Source organism: Nocardioides zeae (assembly GCF_030818655.1).
GTDB lineage: Bacteria > Actinomycetota > Actinomycetes > Propionibacteriales > Nocardioidaceae > Nocardioides > Nocardioides zeae_A.
Map to the genome: position 1 here is coordinate 3686256 of NZ_JAUTAN010000001.1, position 17872 is coordinate 3704127.

Here is a 17872-nt window from a genome sequence, read left to right on the forward strand (position 1 = left end):
GTACGGCGCCCCTCACCCGGGCACGGCCCCCTTGGCCGTTCCTTGGGCGTTCCTTGGCCGAGCGCACCGGTCGGCGTACGCTCGCGATATATCGCCGACTGTCGATGAGGAGCTGTCATGTGGAACGACCCCGAGGACGACCCGGAGCGTGACGACGACACCGGTGAGGGCACCGGTCAGCGGCGTCGCGGTGGATCCGACCGGTTCGGTGGCGGAGAGTGGGCCGCCTGGGGCGAGGCGCTGTCCTCGTTCGGTCCGCCGCAGCCCGGCCGACGCGGGCCGCGTCCCGGTCGGGGTCCGGGTCGCGGCAGCGGCCGCCCCGGTCGCCCCGGCGGCCGCCACGGCCAACCGGTGCCGCCGTGGATGGCGGCGCTGCTCGGCTTCGACGCCCCGGCCGAGCGTCCCCGGCCGAGCGGACCGCGCGTCAAGCGCGGCGACGTGCGCGCGGCGATCCTCGACGTGCTGTCCGAGGAGCCGCGCAACGGCTACCAGGTCATCAACGAGATCGCGGAGCGCTCCCACGGCGAGTGGAAGCCCTCGCCGGGCTCGGTCTACCCGACGATCCAGCAGTTGGAGGACGAGGGCCTCGTCGTCGCCGACGAGCCCGTGGGACGACGCACGCTCACCCTGACGGCGGAGGGGCGGGAGTACGTCGCGGCCCACGCCGACGAGCTCGCCGCCGTCTGGCGGCCGTTCGCCCCGCCGGAGCCGGACCCGCAGGGTGCGCTCCCCGAGATCGGGCAGGTCATGAGCGCCCTGTGGCAGATCGTCGCGACCGGGACCGACGCGCAGCGCAAGCAGGCGCTGGAGGTGCTGGCCGACGCACGCCGCCGTCTCTACGGGATCCTGGCCGAGGGCGACAAGTGACCGACCTGCGCCTCTCCGACGCGGAGCGCGCCGAGGCGGCGCAGGTGCTCGGTGAGCACCACGTCGCGGGACGGCTGGACGTCGAGGAGCACGAGGAGCGGGTGGCGCAGGTGTGGACGGCGCGGTACGCCGCGGACCTCCGCCCGCTGTTCGACGACCTGCCCGCTCCGCACCCCGCGGCGATCGGGGGCTCGCCGGTGCGGCGGGCCGATGACGGGGTGGACTGGAACGCCCCCCGGCACGACGTGGTCCGCCGCCGACCCCCGGGTCGGGCGGCGCGCCGTACCTGGTCGGCCGGCCTCGGGGTCGTGCTCCTCGTGGTGTTCGGCCTCACCGCCCTCGGCGAGGTGGGCGGCCTCCTCGTGCTGCTGCCGCTCGCGGTGGTGTTCGCCTTCCTGTTCGCCCGCCGGGCGACCTGACGACGACGCCCCCGCACTCCCGGGGTGACGGGAGGCGGGGGCGTCGGTGGGTGCCCCGTCGGGGTGCGACGGGACCGCGCGGGGGTCGCTCAGGCGGACTGGACCGCGGAGATGTCGAACTCGAGCTTGACCTTCTCCGAGATGAGCACGCCGCCGGTCTCGAGGGCCGCGTTGTAGGTCAGGCCCCAGTCCTTGCGGTTGATGGTGACGCCACCCTCGAAGCCGATGCGCACGTTGCCGAACGGGTCGCGGGCCGAGCCGGTCTGCTCGAGCTCGACGGTGACGGGCTTCGTGACGTCCTTGATGGTGAGGTCGCCCGTGACGAGCCAGGTGTCGGCGTCCTCGCGCTCGACCTTGGTCGAGACGAAGGTGATGTTGGGGAACACGTCGGCCTGGAAGAAGTCGCCGGTCTGCAGGTGACCGTCACGGTCCGCGTTGCCCGTGTCGATGCTGGCGGCCTTGAGGGTGATGTCCACCTTCGAGTTGGCCGGGACGGCCGTGTCGACGTGCGCCGTGCCCTCGAACTCCTTGAAGGAGCCGCGCACCGTCGTCACCATCGCGTGGCGCACGGAGAAGCCGAAGCGCGTGTGCGTGATGTCGAGGGCGTAGTCACCCGCGATGTCGTCGAGCAGCGTGGTGGGGGCGTCGAAGTCGGACGCGGACGGGGTGTCGGTGGTGGTCTTGCGGTTGAAGATGCCCATGGTGCGGTCCTCCGGGGGATGGTCTGTGGCGTTCTAGTTGAACTTTCAACAGAAACCGTACTCCGGTCCGGTTGAAGCGTCAAGCCCCGGCGGGGGAGCGGTCGGTGGACCCCCGGTGAAATGCAGACGGAGCCGCTGCCCCGGCTGGGGCAGCGGCTCCGACGTGGAGTGGTGGGTGCGGTGTGCGTCAGGCGGCGGCCGGTCGGGCGACGGCCGACGAGGCCGAGGTCCAGCGAGCCTCCATGCGCGTGCGGCCCTTGATGTCCGTGACCTTGACCCAGGTCATGGCGGGCGCGGAGCGGCGGTCCTGTGCGACGTTGTGCATGGTGACACCTCCTGTTCATGTTCCGTTCACCGAAAGATAGCCCATCGGTCGCCACTTCGGTAGTCGACGACGCCGGAATCGGCCCCGATGTGGTGCTCGTCCCCCACTGGAGGGGTGCAAACGGGCGTTGGAGAGTCGGAACCGCTCCACTTCGGGGGGTCGCGGACGGTGAACAGCGGGCGCCTGAAGGTGAACGAGAGGTGAACGACCCCGCGCACGCAACCGGAAGGGTCCGGTCGGGGCGGGGCCCGCGAGGGTGGCGGACCGTCGGTGGCCGCGCCTACGGTGCTGGTGGTGCCGCTCGGGCGCCACCCGTCTCGCCATCATTCTCGGGAGGAACACATGGCGATCCACCCCGTCCTGTCCACCGGCCGATCGTGGGCCCGGCCCGCGGGCCGCCTGCTCGCCACCGGAGCCGGTCTCGTCCTCGCCGCAACGGCGCTCGGGAGCGGCGCCGCCGTCGCCGACCCGGTCTCGGGCTCGACCGGGACCGGCCCCGACACCGCGTCCCCGACGCCGGGCGTCTCCGGCTCCACGTCGGTCGGCGGCGGTGCCGTCGGAGCGGCGGTGCCGGCCGGGTCGTCCTACGTGGCCCTCGGCGACTCCTACTCGTCGGGCACCGGCACCCGCAGCTACCTCGAGGACGGGACGGAGTGCCTGCGCTCCACCAGTGCCTTCCCCTCGCTGCTCGCCGCGGCGAACGGCTACGCCCTCGACCTCCGCGCCTGCTCGGGATCGGTCGTCGCGGACGTCCGGGCCAACCAGCTGGGTGCGCTCGGGCCCGACACCGACCTGGTCACGCTGACCATCGGCGGCAACGACGCCGACTTCACGGGGGTGATCACGGAGTGCGCGCTCCCGGCCTGGGCGAGCGACTGCGACGCCGCCGTCGACGGGGCCCAGTCCTTCGTGGCCTCGACGCTGCCCGCGCGGCTCTCCGGTCTCTACGCCGAGATCCGTGCCGCCGCACCGTCCGCGGAGGTCGTCGTCGCGGGCTACCCGCGGCTGTTCATGGGGGAGGACTGCGACGCCCTCACCTTCTTCTCGCCCGAGGAGCAGGCCCGCCTCAACACGACGGCCGACCAGCTCAACAGCCGCACCTCGGCCGCGGCCGCCGCGGCCGGCTTCACCTTCGTGGACCCGACGAGCGCCTTCACCGGCCACGCCGTCTGCGACGACCCGGAGTGGCTCAACGGCCTGTCCAACCCGGTCGTCGAGAGCTACCACCCCAACGTCGCGGGCCACGCCCAGGGCTACGCGCCGCTCGTCGGTGCCGCCGTGGGCACGACGGTGACGGTCACCGACGCCGTCCTCGCCGAGGCCGCTGCCCGGGGCGGCGAGCAGGCCGCGCTGCAGGCCGAGCGCGCGCCGTACGACCGCGGGGTGAGCCCCGCCGAGGTCGACGTGGCGCAGCTCGACGAGGCCCACGACGCCGTCGAGCGGGGTGCGGCGCCCGCCGAGTGACGCCCGTCGGGAACCACCGAGGGCATCGGCTCGTTGAGGTGATCTTGAGAGGGGTACGCCGCGGGCACCACCTGGGGCGTACCCCGACCTCTCCCTCTGTCTGAATGAACCGATCGGAGCCCGTCCATGGATGTCTCCCCACTGATCTGGGGTCTCACCATCGCCGTCATCGCAGGTCTCCTGGCCTTCGACTTCTTCTTCCACGTGCGGAAGGCCCACATCCCCACGCTGAAGGAAGCGGCGATCTGGTCGGCGATCTACGTCGGGCTCGCGGTCGCGTTCGGGTTCTTCGTGCTCTGGGAGTGGGGTTCGACGTTCGGCGGTGAGTACTTCGCCGGCTACATCACGGAGAAGGCGCTCAGCGTCGACAACCTCTTCGTGTTCCTCATCATCATGGCGAGCTTCAAGGTGCCGCGCGAGGACCAGCAGAAGGTGCTGCTCTTCGGCATCGTGTTCGCTCTCTTCGCCCGCAGCGCGTTCATCTTCGTGGGCGCTGCGGCCATCAACAACTTCTCCTGGGTCTTCTACCTCTTCGGCGCGATCCTCATCTACACGGCGCTGTCGCTGCTGAAGGAGGAGGACGAGGAGGAGGGCGAGATCGACAACTTCGTCATCCGCCTGGCGAAGAAGTGGTTCCACACCTCGGACGAGTACGACGGCGACAAGATGTTCACCGTCGTCAACGGCAAGCGCATGCTGACGCCGATGCTGCTCGTGATGATCGCGATCGGCGGCACCGACCTGCTCTTCGCGCTCGACTCGATCCCGGCCATCTTCGGCCTCACGCAGGAGTCCTACATCGTCTTCACGGCGACGGCGTTCTCGCTCATGGGCCTGCGTCAGCTGTTCTTCCTCATCGACGGCCTGCTCGACCGCCTCGTGTTCCTGTCCTACGGCCTGGCGGTCATCCTCGGCTTCATCGGCGTGAAGCTCTTCATCCACGCCCTCCACGAGAACGAGGTCCCGTTCATCAACGGCGGCGAGCACGTCACCGCGATCCCCGAGGTCTCGATCGCGGTCTCGCTGAGCGTCATCGTCGGCGTCCTCGCCATCACGGTCATCGCGTCGCTGCTCTCGCCCAAGGGCAAGGCGGAGTCGACGATCAAGGCGGCCAAGGCCAACGCCGAGCACTACCTCGACGGCTCCTACACGCACGACCCGGCCGAGCACCAGCGTCTCTACGCGGTCGTCGCCGCCAAGGAGCAGCAGATCGCCGACCTGCCGGAGAAGTTCCAGCCCGAGCCGAAGGAGCGGGCCGAGCTCGACGCCCTGTTCGCCCGGGTGCACGAGGCGCACGATGACGTCGCCCCGGGCGGCAAGACCCTCTGAGGTCCGTCACCCAGCACCGGCGGGGCCGGAGCGACCACCGGGTCGCTCCGGCCCCGTTCCGTATCCCGGTGGTCTGCGGTCCCCCCGCTCGTAGTCCCTGACGTTCTGCACTCGACACGCCGTGTCCGGACGGCGACACGGTGCGGAACGTCAGGGACTACGTCCGCGAGGACGTCCCCGGGTGGTCGGGGTTCAGATCCAGCCGCGGTCCCGGGCCACGCGCGCGGCCTCGACGCGGGTGGTCGTGCCGGTCTTGCCGATGGCGGCCGAGAGGTAGTTGCGGACCGTGCCCGGCGAGAGGTGGACGCGCTCGGCGATCCGCGCGACCGGGCCACCGTCGAGGGCCACGCGCAGCACCTCCGCCTCGCGCTCGGTCAGCGGGTTGGCGCCGCCCGCCAGCGACTCCCCCGCCAGGAGGGGGTCGACGACGCGCAGGCCGGCGTGCACGCGCCGTACCGCCTCGGCGAGCTCGCCCGCCGGCGTGTCCTTGACGACGAAGCCGGCGGCCCCCGACTCGAGCGCACGCCGCAGGTAGCCCGGGCGCCCGAAGGTGGTGACCATGAGGGAGCGGGCGGTGGGTACGGCGCGGGCGAGCTCCGCCGCCGCCGCGATGCCGTCCGGGACGGCCGCGCTGCCCGGCATCTCGATGTCGAGCAGGCAGACCTGGGCCGCGCTGCGCTCCGCGGCGGCGACCACGTCGTCGGCCCGCCCGACCTGGGCCACGACCTCGAGGTCGGGCTCGAGGTCGAGGAGCGCCGCCAGCGCGCCCCGCACGAGCGCCTGGTCGTCGGCGAGGAGGATGCGGATGGTGCTCACCAGGCGACCTCCAGCCGTGTCCCGCCCTCGGGCCCGCAGCTCACGGTGAGGGTCCCCCCGGCGGCGCGGACGCGCTCGCCGATGCCGCGCAGCCCGTTGCCGGGCGCGTGCGGCCCGCCCCGCCCGTCGTCGGCGACGACGAGCCGGGCGTCGCCGAGCTCGACCGAGCAGCGGGACGCGCCGCTGTGCCGCACCACGTTGGTGACGGCCTCGCGGAGCACCCAGGCGACCACGATGCGGCGCCGCGGGTCGACGACGTCGGGATCGGTCGGCACGTCGGCGACGATCCCCGCCGACGTCAGGGCCTCCCGGGCGGAGGCCAGCTCGTCGCCGAGCCGGGCGACCCGCAGGCCGGACACGGTGGCCCGCACCTCCCCGAGCGCCTCCCGGCTGAGCGAGCGGATCGAGGCGATCTCGGCCTTCGCGCGCTCCGGGTCGAGGTCGACGAGCCGCTCGGCGAGCTCGGCCTTGGCGACGACGACGGTCAGGCTGTGCCCCAGCACGTCGTGGACGTCCCGGGCCACCCGCTCCCGCTCGGCGACGAGTGCCATCTCCTCGCCGAGCTCGCGGAACAGGTCGCGCCGGTCCTCGAGCACGCGCGCGACCGCCATCGTGACGACGGTCGCGACGAGCACCGGCACGAAGAAGGCGCCCCCGGAGAACGCGTCGACGAAGGCGGCCAGCGCGGCCGTGGTCGCGACGAGGGCCCCGACCACCACCGAGGCGAGTCGCAGCGGGGCCAGGAACATGGCGTACGCCGACGTGTAGATGAACAGCCCCATGGAGGAGAGCCCCTGGAGGGCGACCCCCGCGGCGCTCAGCACGAGGAGCACCGCCGTCCCCGCCACCGGCCACCACGACGGCAGCCGACGCTGCATCCACCCCAGGTCGGCGATGACGAAGCCGTGGACGTAGACCGCGACGAAGAGCGTCACCACGACCCACCCGGCGACCTGCTGGGAGAGCGGCCGCGGCGTCTGGAGCAGGTCGAGCACCGGGAAGAGCATGAAGACCAGCCAGACGCAGGCCATGGCCCAGCCCCAGCGGGCGCCGGGGTCCGGCGGGGGACGGTGCTGCGTCGTACCGACGGGGGAGGTCGCAGTGGCGGAGCTCATGGGCGGGCGCGCCCCCGACGCACCAGGAGCACCGCGACGACGCCGAGCACGCCGCACCACACGCCCAGGTTGAGCAGCGGGACCCAGAGCGGGTCGGTGCCGAGGTCGGAACCGTCGTTCGAGATGAGGCGGCCCTCCGTGACGGGGTAGCGGGCGAGCGTGGCGTACCCGTAGAGCGGCGTGAACTTCGCGATCGTCAGCAGGGTGCCGCTCAGGGGCACGAACACGTTGCCCAGGAACGCCAGGATCACGACCATACCGCTCGCCGCGCTCACCGCGGCCTCGCTCCGGAACGCGAGCCCCGCGCACAGGCCGAACAGGGCGAAGACGACCGAGCCGACTGCGATCGCGAGCAGGCTCAGCGCCCACGCGGACGCGGTGCCGGAGGCGCCGGTGAGCGCGCCGACGACCGAGATGAGGGCCACGGGCAGCAGCGAGACCAGCACCGCGAGGGCGGCCTTCACGACCACGAAGCCGAGGTCGGGCAGCGGCGTCAGGCCCAGCTGGCGGCCCCAGCCCTGCAGGCGCTCGACGGCGGCGGTGCCGCCGATGCCGACGGTGGCGGTCACCGCGCCGTACGCCGCCATCGACAGCATGATGTAGAGCGCCACGTTGCCGTTGCCGACCGAGGCCTGCGAGCCGTCCTGGGTGGCGCCGAAGACGACGTAGAGGAACGCCGGCAGGGCGACGATGAAGAACAGGCTCGCGCGGTCGCGGAGGATGCGGCGGAGCTCGAGGCCGAGGTAGGTCGTGTTCATCGGGACTCCTCCTGGGGAGCGGTCGCACCGGCGGATGCGCTGGTGAGGGCGACGAAGGCGTCGTCGAGGGAGCCGGCCACGACCTCGAGGTCGTGGGCGCCGACGTCGACGAGGAGCGCGCGGGCCACCGCGTCGGAGTCGGTGGCGACCACCGTGACGCGACCGGACTCGTCGACCGTCACGCTGGCGGCGCCGGGGTGACGGCGCAGGCCGACGAGCGTCGCGTGCCGCGCGTCGAACGACAGCGTCGCCGGCAGGGTGGCGCGCACCGTGCGGCCCGACGCCCGCGACCGGATCTCGGCGGTCGTGCCGTCGGCGATCACGCGGCCGTCGGCCACGACGACGATGCGGTCGGCGAACTGGTCCGCCTCCTCGAGGTAGTGCGTGGCGAACACGACCGTCCGGCCGCCGGCGGCCTCCGCGTGCATCGCCGCCCAGAAGTCGCGGCGGGCCGTCACGTCCATGCCCGCGGTCGGCTCGTCGAGGACGAGCAGGTCGGGCTCGGGCAGCAGTGCCAGCGCGAACCGCAGCCGCTGCTGCTCCCCGCCCGAGCACTTCGAGACCAGCCGGGACGCGAGCCCGGTGAGGCCGGCGCGCTCGAGCACGTCGTCGACGGGTGCGGGGTGCCGGTACGTCGACGCGACGAGCCGCACCGTCTCCCCGACCGTGAGGTCGTGGAGCAGGCCGCCGGTCTGCAGCACCGCCGAGACGCGGGCCGTCGCGATCGCCCGGCGGGGCGCGAGGCCGACGACCTCGACGCTGCCGCTCGTCGGCTCGGTGAGGCCCAGGAGCATGTCGAGGGTCGTCGTCTTGCCGGCGCCGTTGGGACCGAGGACGGCCACCACCTCGCCGGGCTGGATCGTCAGGTCGATGCCCCGGACGGCCGTCACGTCGCCGGCGCGGGTGTGGAACGTCTTGGTCAGGGCCCGCAGCGCGACCGCGGGGCCGTCGTGCGGCCGGGTGGCGCGGGGCCCGTCGGGGTGGGTCGTGGTCATGGCCCGAGCCTGCCGCCGGGAGGCGGTCCGGCGCCGTGCCCGCCTGTCACGATCCTGCCGTGACACCTGTCATGCGGGCGCTGGTGCGCGGTGGCACCCTGGCTCCATGAGCGCACTCCCGGACGGCATCCTGACCCCTCGGCTCTACATCGGCGGCACGTGGCGCGACGCCGACGAGGGCGAGACCTTCGACGTGCTGGACCCTGCTGACGAGTCCGTCCTCGCGACCGTCGCCGACGGCACCGCGGACGACGCGGTCGCCGCCCTCGACGCCGCGGTGGCCGCCCAGCGCGACTGGGCCCGGACCGCGCCGCGGGAGCGCGGCGAGATCCTGCGCGCGGCGTACGAGCGGATCACCGAGCGCACCGACGACTTCGCCCGGCTGATCAGCCTCGAGATGGGCAAGCCGCTGAAGGAGGCGGCGGGCGAGGTGGCGTACGGCGCGGAGTTCCTGCGCTGGTTCGCCGAGGAGGCCGTGCGGATCCACGGGCGGTGGATGGACGCGCCCGCCGGCGGGTCGCGGCTGCTCACCGTCAAGAAGCCGGTCGGCCCCTGCCTGCTCATCACGCCCTGGAACTTCCCCATCGCGATGGCCACCCGCAAGATCGGGCCCGCCATCGCCGCCGGCTGCACGATGGTCGTCAAGCCCGCCGCGCTCACGCCCCTCACGACGCTGGCCGTGGCCCAGGTGTTCGAGGAGGTCGGCCTGCCCGCCGGCGTGCTCAACGTCGTGACGTCCACGCGGTCCGGTGAGGTCTCCTCGACCCTCATGGCGGACGAGCGGCTGCGGAAGGTGTCCTTCACCGGGTCGACCCCGGTCGGCAAGAAGCTGGTGGAGCAGTCGAGCGAGCAGCTGCAGCGGCTCTCCATGGAGCTCGGCGGCAACGCGCCCTTCATCGTGTTCGAGGACGCCGACGTCGACGCGGCGGTCGAGGGCGCCGTGCTCGCCAAGATGCGCAACATGGGGGAGGCGTGCACCGCCGCCAACCGGTTCCTCGTGCACGAGTCCGTCGCGGCCGACTTCTCCGCAGCGCTCGCGGAGCGCATGGGTGGGATGCGGCTGGGACGCGGCCAGGACGACGGCGTCGAGGTCGGGCCGCTCGTGCAGGCCAAGGCCGTCGAGGAGATCGACCAGCTCGTCACCGACGCCGTGCACGACGGGGCCCGGGTGCTGACCGGGGGCGCGGTGCCTGACGGGCCGGGCTACTTCTACCCGCCGACCGTGCTCACCGACGTGCCCCACGAGTCCGCCATCGCGACCACCGAGATCTTCGGTCCCGTCGCGCCCATCTCGACCTTCACCACGGAGGACGAGGCGGTCGAGCGGGCGAACGCGACGGAGTACGGCCTCGCGTCCTACGTGTTCACCCGCGACATCGAGCGGACGATCCGGATGGCGGAGCGGCTCGACTACGGCATGGTCGGGATCAACACCGGGCTGCTGTCCAACCCCGCCGCGCCGTTCGGAGGCGTGAAGCAGTCGGGCTTCGGGCGCGAGGGCGGGTTCGAGGGCATCGAGGAGTACCTCGAGACGACGTACGTCGGGATCGCCGTGGGGGGCTGAGGGCCCCTGGCACTTTCCCCGGTCGACCGGGGAACACGCCGCTTGGACCATCAACATTGATGGTCTAAGCGACACTTTCCCCGGTCGACCGGGGAAAGTTGAGGCGACTCAGCGAGCGCCCAACGCCGCCATGTCGTCGGCGAGCAGGTCGGCGGCGGCGCCGGCGCCGGCCATCTGGCCCGCGGCCATCGCCGCGATCACCGACGGCATCGGCATCGGGAGCGACGCTCGGTGGGCCAGGTCGCCGCCGGCGAACACGCCGGGCATGCTCGTGCGACCCATGTCGTCGATCTCGACGCAGCCGGACGGCAGCAGGGTGAGCCCGAGCTGCTCCGCGAAGGGCGCCGCCTGGTGGAACGTCGGCGTCACCAGTACGCCGATGGCGTCGATCGTCGCGCCGTCGGAGAGCAGGACGCGGGCGCCCTCGCCGTACCGCTCGAAGCGCTCGACCTCCGCCTCCACGACCGTCGCGCCGAGCGCCTCCAGCTGCGCGCGGATCTCGGGCTCCACGGGCTGGCCGTCGGCGAGCACCGAGATGCGGCCGGCGATGCGGCGCATGAGGGCGGTGCCGTGCACCTGCGGCGCCCCGGCGCCGAGGACCACGAGGTGCCCGTCGCGGAACTCGTGGCCGTGGCAGAACGGGCACTGGGCGGCGACGGTGCCCCACAGCTCGTCGAGGCCCTGCTTGGCCGGGAGCTCGTCGCGGAGACCGGTGGCCAGCACGACCCGGCGGGCCCGCACGGTGGTGCCGTCGCCGAGCGTGGCGGCGAAGCCGGTCGTGACGTCCCCGGCGATCGACGCGACGCTGGTCTCGCGCAGCTCGATGTCGTAGTCGTCCAGCTGCTCCCGCGCCTGCGCGCGGAACTCGACCGGCGGGCGACCGTCGTGGGTGAGGACGTTGTGCATGTGCTCGACGGTGGCGTTGCGGTAGCGACCGGAGTCGACGAGCGTCACCGAGCGGTGGATGCGGCCCAGGGTGAGGGCCGCCTGGAGGCCGGCGGGACCGCCGCCGACGACGAGGGCGTCACGGATCTCGGACATGGTGGTGCTCCTTCACGGATGGTGGGTGCTTGCGCTGGTCACCAGCGTGTGACTTCATGTCGGGATGAAGTCAAGCGAGTGGAGCATCGGGGCTGCGGCGAGCCGGTTCGGGCTCGAGACGCACGTGCTGCGGCACTGGGAGGACGAGGGCCTGCTCGAGCCGGGGCGCGACGGTGCGGGCCGGCGGCGCTACGCCGAGCGCGACGTCGTGCGGATCGCCGCCATCGTGCGCAACAAGGCGGCGGGGATGACGCTGGAGCAGATCCGGATCCTGCTCGACAGCGAGGCCGAGGGGCGGCGCGAGGTGCTGCAGGCCCACCTCGACGACATCGCCGAGCGGATGCGGTCGATGGAGCTGTGGCGCGAGATGACGGAGCACGCCCTCGGCTGCCGGGCGCACGACGTCACCAACTGCCCGCGCTACAAGGGGTTCCTCGCCGACCTGCTGGACGAGTCGCGTCCGCGGCCGGCGTTGCCGCCGGAGGTGAGCTGGGAGGGAGCGGTACGCCGCGCGCGGGCCGCCGTCGACTGAGACGACTCCGGGACGTCATGCGCGGTGGCTGCGGGGGCAGCCGGGGCGCATGACGTCCCGGGAGGGGGTCAGGCGGTGGGCTGCTCGGAGGCGCTGCCCGGGGTGTCGGACACGCTGGACCCGAGGCCGATCTTGTCGGCCGCGGACCCGACGGACCGCTTGATGAGGGCGTCGAGGTCGAGACCGGTCGACGTCTTCAGCATGTCGAGCGTCTGCACGAGGTTGTCGGTGACCTGCTTCGGGATCGCGCCGGCGCCGTCGGTCGAGACGACGGTCAGCTTGTCGATCGCGGCGATGGGGGCCGCGACCTCCTTCGCGATCTGGGGCAGGACCTCGATGAGCATCTGCAGCACAGCGGCGTCGTTGTAGTGCGCGAACGCCTCGGCGCGCTTGTCCATCGCCTCCGCCTCGGCCTGGCCGACAGCGAGCACGGCCGCGGCCTGGGCCTCACCCTCGGCCCGGACGGCCTCGGCCTCGGCGACACGACGGGCGCGCTCCGCGGCACCGCGGCGCTCACCCTCGATGGCCTCGGCCTCGGCCAGCGCGGAACGACGGGCCTTCTCGGCCTCACCGTTGAGGCGCGCCTCCTGGGCCTTGGCCTCGGCGGCCGCGATCGTCGAGGCCTTGCGGGCCTCGGCGGCCGCGATCTCGGCGGAGCGCTTCGCCTCGGCGTCCTGCTCCACGCGGTAGCGCTCGGCGTCGGCCGGCTTGCGCACCTTGGTTTCCAGCTCGCGCTCGGTCAGCGCGGCCTGGCGCACGGCGACCTTCTCCTGCTCGAGGAGGATCGCCTGGTCCTGGTCGGCCTGGGCGAGCGGGCCGGCCGCGGCGGCACGGGCCTGGGCGGCGTCGGTCTCGACCCGGATCTCGGCCTGCTTCAGCGCGAGGGCGCGCTGCGAGATCGCGATCTCCTCCTCGGCGGCGATGCGGGCCTGCTCGGCGGCCTGGCGGGCGTTGGCCTCCGCGATCGAGGCCTCCTGCTGGATGCGCGCCGCCTCGGGACGACCGAGGTCGGCCAGGTAGGACCCGTCGTCGGTGACGTCCTGGATCTGGAACGTGTCGAGGATGAGGCCCTGGCCGGTCAGCGAGTTCTCCGACTCGTCGGCCACGCGCTGCGCGAACGCGGCGCGGTCGCGGATGATCTGCTCGACGGTGAGGCCACCGACGATGGAGCGCAGCGCACCGGCGAGCACCTCCTGGGTGAACGGCTCGATGTCGCCCTGCTGGGACAGGAAGCGCTGCGCGGCGAGACGGATCTGGTCGGCGTTGCCGCCCACCTTGACGATGGCGACGCCCTCGACGTTGAGCTTGATGCCCTGGCCCGAGACCGCACCGCGGATCTGCACCGAGATGCGCCGCGACGACAGGTCGAGGTTGCCGAGCTTCTGGACGAACGGGATGACGAACGTGCCGCCCCCCATGACGACCTTCTGGCCCGAGAGGTCGGTGGTGAGCTCACCCGTCTCCGGGTTGACCACCGCCTTGCCCTTGCGGCCCGTGACGATGAACGCCTCGTTGGGGCCGGCGACCTTGTAGCGGCTGGTGATGAGCAGCACCAGCAGCACGAAGAGGACGACGAATCCGATGATCGATGTCAGTACCGGGTCCATGTACATGGGCCTTTCGGTCGTGGATGTGCAGGTCGTGCGGGGGTCAGGGGAGGACGTCGTACGTCGCGGCGACCGTCACGGCGGTCGGTGAGAGCACACCGGTGACGTGCACCTCGGTGCCCGCGGGGAGCGCACGCTCGGCCTGGGCGTTGAACCGGAGGGTGTGGCCGCCGCGGCGGACGGTGATCGCGCCGTACCCGCCCTCGGGGATCGCGGACACCACCTGGGCGTCCCAGCCCAGGACGTCGCGCGTCGTCGGGGTCTCGTCGGTGGCGCCCGTGCGCACGAGGCGGGTCAGCCACGCGCTGAACCAGCCGACGAGCAGACCGGCGCCGGCGCCGATGCCGGTGGCCACGAGCTGCGGGGCGCCCGCGCCCTGCGCGATCGCGCCGCCGAAGCCGAGGGCGGAGACGAAGCCGCCGAGCGCGGCCGTGGAGAACCAGTCGCCGGCGAGGCCGTCGAGGTCGAGGATGCCGTCGAGGAGGAGGGAGAGCAGGAGCACGCCGACGCCGCAGATTCCGATGATCACGAAGGGGGTCACGGGCAGCACGTCTCCTCGGGGCAAGGGGGCGGTGCACCTCGTCCTACCCCCGCGTCCACCCTCGCACACCTCTGCCGTCGTCGCCGGGCCGCGTCCCCAGGGTGGGGAAGAGCACCCGGGACTGTCGCCAGGGCGTGGCAGGCTGGACGTCATGTCGAGCGCACACCCCCAGGGCACCCCGGGACCTCCGACCACGATCGTGCTGTTCGGCGCGACCGGCGACCTCGCGCGGCGCAAGCTGCTGCCCGGGATGCTGCACCTGCTGCGCTCGGGCCTGCTGCCCCGCGTGCAGATCGTCGGCACGTCGCTCGAGGAGCACACGCGCGACTCGTTCGTCGAGTTCGCCCACCGGGCCATCCAGGAGTTCTCCCCCGACACGACCGACGCGGAGTGGAAGGACTTCGCCCAGCGCCTGTTCTGGGCGCCGGGCGGCACGGCGGAGTCGCTGCGCAAGGCCGTCGAGGAGGCCGAGGGCGAGTGCGAGGGGCCGCAGCGGCGGTTGCACTACCTGTCGGTGCCCCCGCGGGCGGCCCTGGCGGTCATCCACACACTGCGCGATGCCGACCTCGTGGAGGGCTCGCGCGTCATCATGGAGAAGCCGTTCGGCACCGACCTGGAGAGCGCGAAGCAGCTCAACGCGGCCGTGCACGCGGTCTTCGACGAGTCGCAGGTGTTCCGCATCGACCACTTCCTCGGCAAGGAGGCGGCGCTCAACATCCTCGCGTTCCGCTTCGCCAACGGGCTGTTCGAGCCCGTGTGGAACCGCAACATGATCGACCACGTGCAGATCGACGTGCCGGAGAGGCTGGGGCTCGAGCAGCGGGCGTCGTTCTACGAGTCGACGGGTGCCTACCGCGACATGGTGGTGACCCACCTCTTCCAGGTGCTGGCGTTCACGGCGATGGAGGCCCCGACGGCCCTCGACCCCCAGTCGATCACCGAGGAGAAGTTCAAGGTCTTCCGGTCGATGCTGCCGATCCACCCCGACGACGTGGTGCGGGGGCAGTACCTGGGCTACCGGGAGGAGCCCGGCGTCGACCCGGAGTCGGAGACGGAGACGTTCATCGCGCTGCGCTGCTTCGTCGACAACTGGCGCTGGGCGGGGGTGCCGTTCTACCTGCGCACGGGGAAGAAGCTCGCCGAGGGCCAGCGGATCATCTCGGTGGCGTTCAAGGAGCCGCCCAAGTCGATGTTCCCCGAGGGCTCGGGCATCGGCCAGCACGGCCCCGACCACCTGACCTTCGACCTGGCGGACCAGGCCCGGGTGTCGCTGTCGTTCTACGGCAAGCGGCCCGGCCCCGGCTTCCGCCTCGACAAGGTGTCGATGCAGTTCTCGGTGGAGGACACGACCTGGGCCGGCTCCGTGCTGGAGGCCTACGAGCGCCTCATCCTCGAGGCGACCAAGGGCAACCACACCCTGTTCACGACGGCCGAGGGCGTCGAGCGCCTCTGGGAGATCTCGACCCCGCTGCTGGAGGACCCGCCGCCGGTGCGGCCCTACGAGCCCGGCACGTGGGGGCCCAACCAGATCCACCAGCTCATCGCGCCGCGCGCCTGGCGGCTCCCGTTCGAGCGGAAGTGGCGGGAGCGCACCACGCGCGACGACGCGTGAACGGTCGGTGACGGCGGCGGCTCCGCGGGGTTCAACCGGTCCGGCCGGGGGTAGCCAGCGCACCGGAGGTGGGGGTCATCATGGAGATGCGCAGGTTCGAGCTCGTCGACGGCTCGGCGGACAAGTTCTGGTCCATCGGCGTCGAGGGCGCACGCGTGGTCGTGCACTACGGCCGCAACGGCACCAACGGCCAGGTCAAGGAGAAGACGCACGGCAGCGCTGGCGACGCGGCAGCCGACGCCGCGAAGCAGGTCGCGGCGAAGGTGAAGAAGGGGTACGTCGAGGCGGGCTCCGGCGCCGCACCCGCGTCCGCGAGCACCCCGGCCACGAGCGCCCCGGCCGCGAGCGCCCCGGCCGCGAGCACCCCGGCCACGAGCGCCCCGGCCGCGCCGACCGTCGGACCTCCCGCGCCTGCCGCAGCGACGCCGACCAGCCCGCCCGAGGTGGATCGCGACGTACCGGAGCCGAAGGCGTTCGAGCCCGGTGACCTGGGCTTCCGGTGGCACCCGCTCGAGCTGGCCGCGCTGCCGGAGGGTCCGGCGGCGCCCGCCGCTGACCCGGAGGGATCCCCGCAGGACGTCGTCGCCGCCTGCGAGGCCGCTGCGGAGGCGCACGTCGTCGCCGACACCTCCGACTACCGCCGCCACGAGTGGGTCGCGAGCCCGCCGTTCGCGGGTGTGCCCGGCGAGCTGACGGCCCGGTGGTGGCGGACCTACATGCGGGAGCACGTGCCCGAGGTCCACGAGAACGGCCGGTGGCGCCCCGTGACCTCCGCCGAGTGGCAGCAGGCGCGGGTGGAGGGGCGGAAGCTGAAGGAGTACGGCGGCCACCTCGACCAGCGGCAGCGCCGGGCGCGGGCCGCCGAGGTCGTGCTGGACGCGGCGGCCGCGCTGCCGCCCGGACTGACCGACCTCACCGGAGGGGTCCAGTTCTGCAACCTCGACGACGTCTCCGCGATCGCCGTCGACCTCGTCACCGACGGCCGCGCCGCGGTGCTCGAGCGGGTCACGTCGCGGGTCGCCCTCGAGTGGGCGCCGGCGCTGCGCGCCCTCGTGCCCGACCTGACCGCGGCCGAGGTCGACGCCGCCCTCGATCGCACGCGGGCGCGGTGGGCCGAGGAGGGCACCCCGCGCTTCATCGATCCGGACCTCCAGCCCGCCCTCCTGCGCAGCGTGCTGCTGGCGAGCCCCGACGAGCACGCGGACCTCGTGGCGGGCATGACCGTGGGCTCGGACGGCTACCTCTCGTTCGCCCACCTGGGCCGCCTCGTCGCCGCCGCCGTGCGCCTGCCCGACGCCGAGTCCCGGCGGGCGCTCTGGGACCGGGTGGTGGACGCGTCCGAGACCGACGGCCTCCAGGTCGCGGACACCGCCCCGCTGCCGCCGGCCCTCGCGATCGGACTGTTCGGTGGGCCCATGTTCGAGCGGGCGGTCGCCGTGGTGTGCCTGAAGGGCCGCGCCGGCGAGGCCGTCGCGCTCGCCCAGCGTCTCGCGGCCCGCGTGGACGGGCCGGGCGCCGTGCCCGGGATGCTGCGGCTCCTCGCGCGGTCGAAGGCCGGCACCGTCGCCCGCGACTGGCTCGTGGCCCACCGGGGGTTGCTCGCGGCGTACGAGGGTCCCCTCGACCGCGCCGAGCGGGAGGCACTGGCCGGGCTCGTGCGGGAGATCCTCGTCGTCGACCCCGGGTTCGCCCCGCTCCACCCGGCGATGGTCGCGGTCGTCGAGGAGGTGCGGCGGCTCGCCGCGCTGCCGGTGCTCGGCGCCGACGGTGCGATGCCGACGTGGTGGACGGAGGCGGTCGCGGCCGAGGAGGCCGCCGAGGTGGTCCCCAGCAAGATCAAGGTGCCGAAGAAGCTGCCGGTGTGGACGGGTGCGCTCCCGCCGGTGCGAGTGACCGACGGGGAGGACGAGGCCCGGCTCGACGCCGTCGCCACCGCCGCCGTGCTCGGCTCGGCCATGCGCAGCGCCTTGGACCCCACCCTCGCCCCGCGCCCCCTGGTCGCCGCCGTGCGCGAGCGCATGAGCGCCTCGGCTCGGGACGCCGTGGGCAGCGGCTTGCTGCGCGGCTTCCTCGGCAACGGGGGCGCCTCGGGGGAGCGGGCGCGCTGTTCCTGGCGTCGGGGTTCCTGGGGGCGGAGGGGTACGTCGCGGAGCTGACCCCGCTCGTCCGCGCCTGGCCCGGCGAGA

General features: G+C 73.1%; 17 protein-coding genes. 8 read left to right on the plus strand and 9 right to left on the minus strand.

From position 1 onward, the window contains the following. Window positions 1-117 precede the first annotated feature (117 nt). Window positions 118-867 carry a PadR family transcriptional regulator gene (locus tag QE405_RS17480; RefSeq protein WP_307203074.1) on the plus strand — a complete coding sequence of 250 codons (750 nt, stop codon included), beginning with the start codon at window positions 118-120 and terminating at the stop codon, window positions 865-867. Beyond that, window positions 864-1286, plus strand: a complete 423-nt coding sequence (locus tag QE405_RS17485) for a DUF1707 SHOCT-like domain-containing protein (protein WP_307203076.1) — start codon at window positions 864-866, stop codon at window positions 1284-1286. The genes QE405_RS17480 and QE405_RS17485 overlap by 4 nt, the downstream gene beginning before the upstream one ends. 89 nt (window positions 1287-1375) lie before the next feature. Here QE405_RS17485 and QE405_RS17490 read toward each other — a convergent pair whose 3' ends face one another. Both QE405_RS17490 and QE405_RS17495 read right to left on the minus strand, forming a co-directional pair. Next, window positions 1376-1987: a YceI family protein gene (locus QE405_RS17490; RefSeq protein WP_307203078.1), complete on the minus strand. Its 612-nt coding sequence runs from the start codon at window positions 1985-1987 to the stop codon at window positions 1376-1378. A gap of 187 nt (window positions 1988-2174) precedes the next feature. Next, window positions 2175-2312: a hypothetical protein gene (locus QE405_RS17495; protein WP_307203080.1), complete on the minus strand. Its 138-nt coding sequence runs from the start codon at window positions 2310-2312 to the stop codon at window positions 2175-2177. A gap of 342 nt (window positions 2313-2654) precedes the next feature. Here QE405_RS17495 and QE405_RS17500 point away from each other — a divergent pair, with 342 nt between their 5' ends. Both QE405_RS17500 and QE405_RS17505 read left to right on the plus strand, forming a co-directional pair. Next, window positions 2655-3776, plus strand: coding sequence for an SGNH/GDSL hydrolase family protein (locus tag QE405_RS17500; RefSeq protein WP_307203082.1), 1122 nt, complete (start codon window positions 2655-2657; stop codon window positions 3774-3776). Window positions 3777-3902: 126 nt separating this feature from the next. Further along, window positions 3903-5105 carry a TerC family protein gene (locus tag QE405_RS17505; protein WP_307203084.1) on the plus strand — a complete coding sequence of 401 codons (1203 nt, stop codon included), beginning with the start codon at window positions 3903-3905 and terminating at the stop codon, window positions 5103-5105. 192 nt (window positions 5106-5297) lie between these two features. On the opposite strand, the gene QE405_RS17510 is transcribed toward QE405_RS17505, so the two are convergent. The 4 genes from QE405_RS17510 to QE405_RS17525 are packed head-to-tail and all read right to left on the minus strand — an operon-like array spanning window position 5298 to window position 8789. Then, window positions 5298-5921 (minus strand): response regulator transcription factor, encoded by a 624-nt coding sequence (locus QE405_RS17510; protein ID WP_373459473.1) that lies wholly within the window; start codon window positions 5919-5921, stop codon window positions 5298-5300. Further along, window positions 5918-7036, minus strand: coding sequence for a sensor histidine kinase (locus QE405_RS17515; protein ID WP_307203086.1), 1119 nt, complete (start codon window positions 7034-7036; stop codon window positions 5918-5920). Before QE405_RS17515 ends, QE405_RS17510 begins: the two co-directional genes overlap by 4 nt. Further along, window positions 7033-7794: an ABC transporter permease gene (locus QE405_RS17520; protein ID WP_307203088.1), complete on the minus strand. Its 762-nt coding sequence runs from the start codon at window positions 7792-7794 to the stop codon at window positions 7033-7035. The genes QE405_RS17515 and QE405_RS17520 overlap by 4 nt, the downstream gene beginning before the upstream one ends. Continuing rightward, window positions 7791-8789 (minus strand): ABC transporter ATP-binding protein, encoded by a 999-nt coding sequence (locus QE405_RS17525; protein ID WP_307203090.1) that lies wholly within the window; start codon window positions 8787-8789, stop codon window positions 7791-7793. Before QE405_RS17525 ends, QE405_RS17520 begins: the two co-directional genes overlap by 4 nt. A 106-nt stretch (window positions 8790-8895) precedes the next feature. Here QE405_RS17525 and QE405_RS17530 point away from each other — a divergent pair, with 106 nt between their 5' ends. Beyond that, window positions 8896-10353 carry an NAD-dependent succinate-semialdehyde dehydrogenase gene (locus QE405_RS17530; RefSeq protein ID WP_307203092.1) on the plus strand — a complete coding sequence of 486 codons (1458 nt, stop codon included), beginning with the start codon at window positions 8896-8898 and terminating at the stop codon, window positions 10351-10353. A 108-nt stretch (window positions 10354-10461) separates the two neighbouring features. Here the strand turns inward: QE405_RS17530 and QE405_RS17535 are convergent, their stop codons facing one another. Continuing rightward, window positions 10462-11394: an NAD(P)/FAD-dependent oxidoreductase gene (locus QE405_RS17535; protein ID WP_307203094.1), complete on the minus strand. Its 933-nt coding sequence runs from the start codon at window positions 11392-11394 to the stop codon at window positions 10462-10464. Window positions 11395-11458: 64 nt separating this feature from the next. On the opposite strand from QE405_RS17535, the gene QE405_RS17540 reads away from it, so the two are divergent. Further along, complete coding sequence (locus QE405_RS17540) at window positions 11459-11926, plus strand: MerR family transcriptional regulator (RefSeq protein ID WP_307203096.1); 468 nt, start codon at window positions 11459-11461, stop codon at window positions 11924-11926. Between the two features lie 68 nt (window positions 11927-11994). Here the strand turns inward: QE405_RS17540 and QE405_RS17545 are convergent, their stop codons facing one another. Next, window positions 11995-13533, minus strand: coding sequence for a flotillin family protein (locus QE405_RS17545; RefSeq protein ID WP_307203098.1), 1539 nt, complete (start codon window positions 13531-13533; stop codon window positions 11995-11997). 43 nt (window positions 13534-13576) lie between these two features. Then, window positions 13577-14074: an NfeD family protein gene (locus QE405_RS17550; protein ID WP_307203100.1), complete on the minus strand. Its 498-nt coding sequence runs from the start codon at window positions 14072-14074 to the stop codon at window positions 13577-13579. Between the two features lie 151 nt (window positions 14075-14225). Between QE405_RS17550 and zwf the strand changes: the two genes are divergently transcribed. Next, window positions 14226-15686, plus strand: coding sequence for a glucose-6-phosphate dehydrogenase (gene zwf, locus QE405_RS17555; RefSeq protein ID WP_307203102.1), 1461 nt, complete (start codon window positions 14226-14228; stop codon window positions 15684-15686). An 80-nt stretch (window positions 15687-15766) separates the two neighbouring features. After that, a complete protein-coding gene (locus QE405_RS17560) occupies window positions 15767-17842 on the plus strand; it encodes a WGR domain-containing protein (RefSeq protein WP_307203104.1) in 2076 nt (691 codons plus the stop codon). Window positions 17843-17872: the final 30 nt, after the last annotated feature.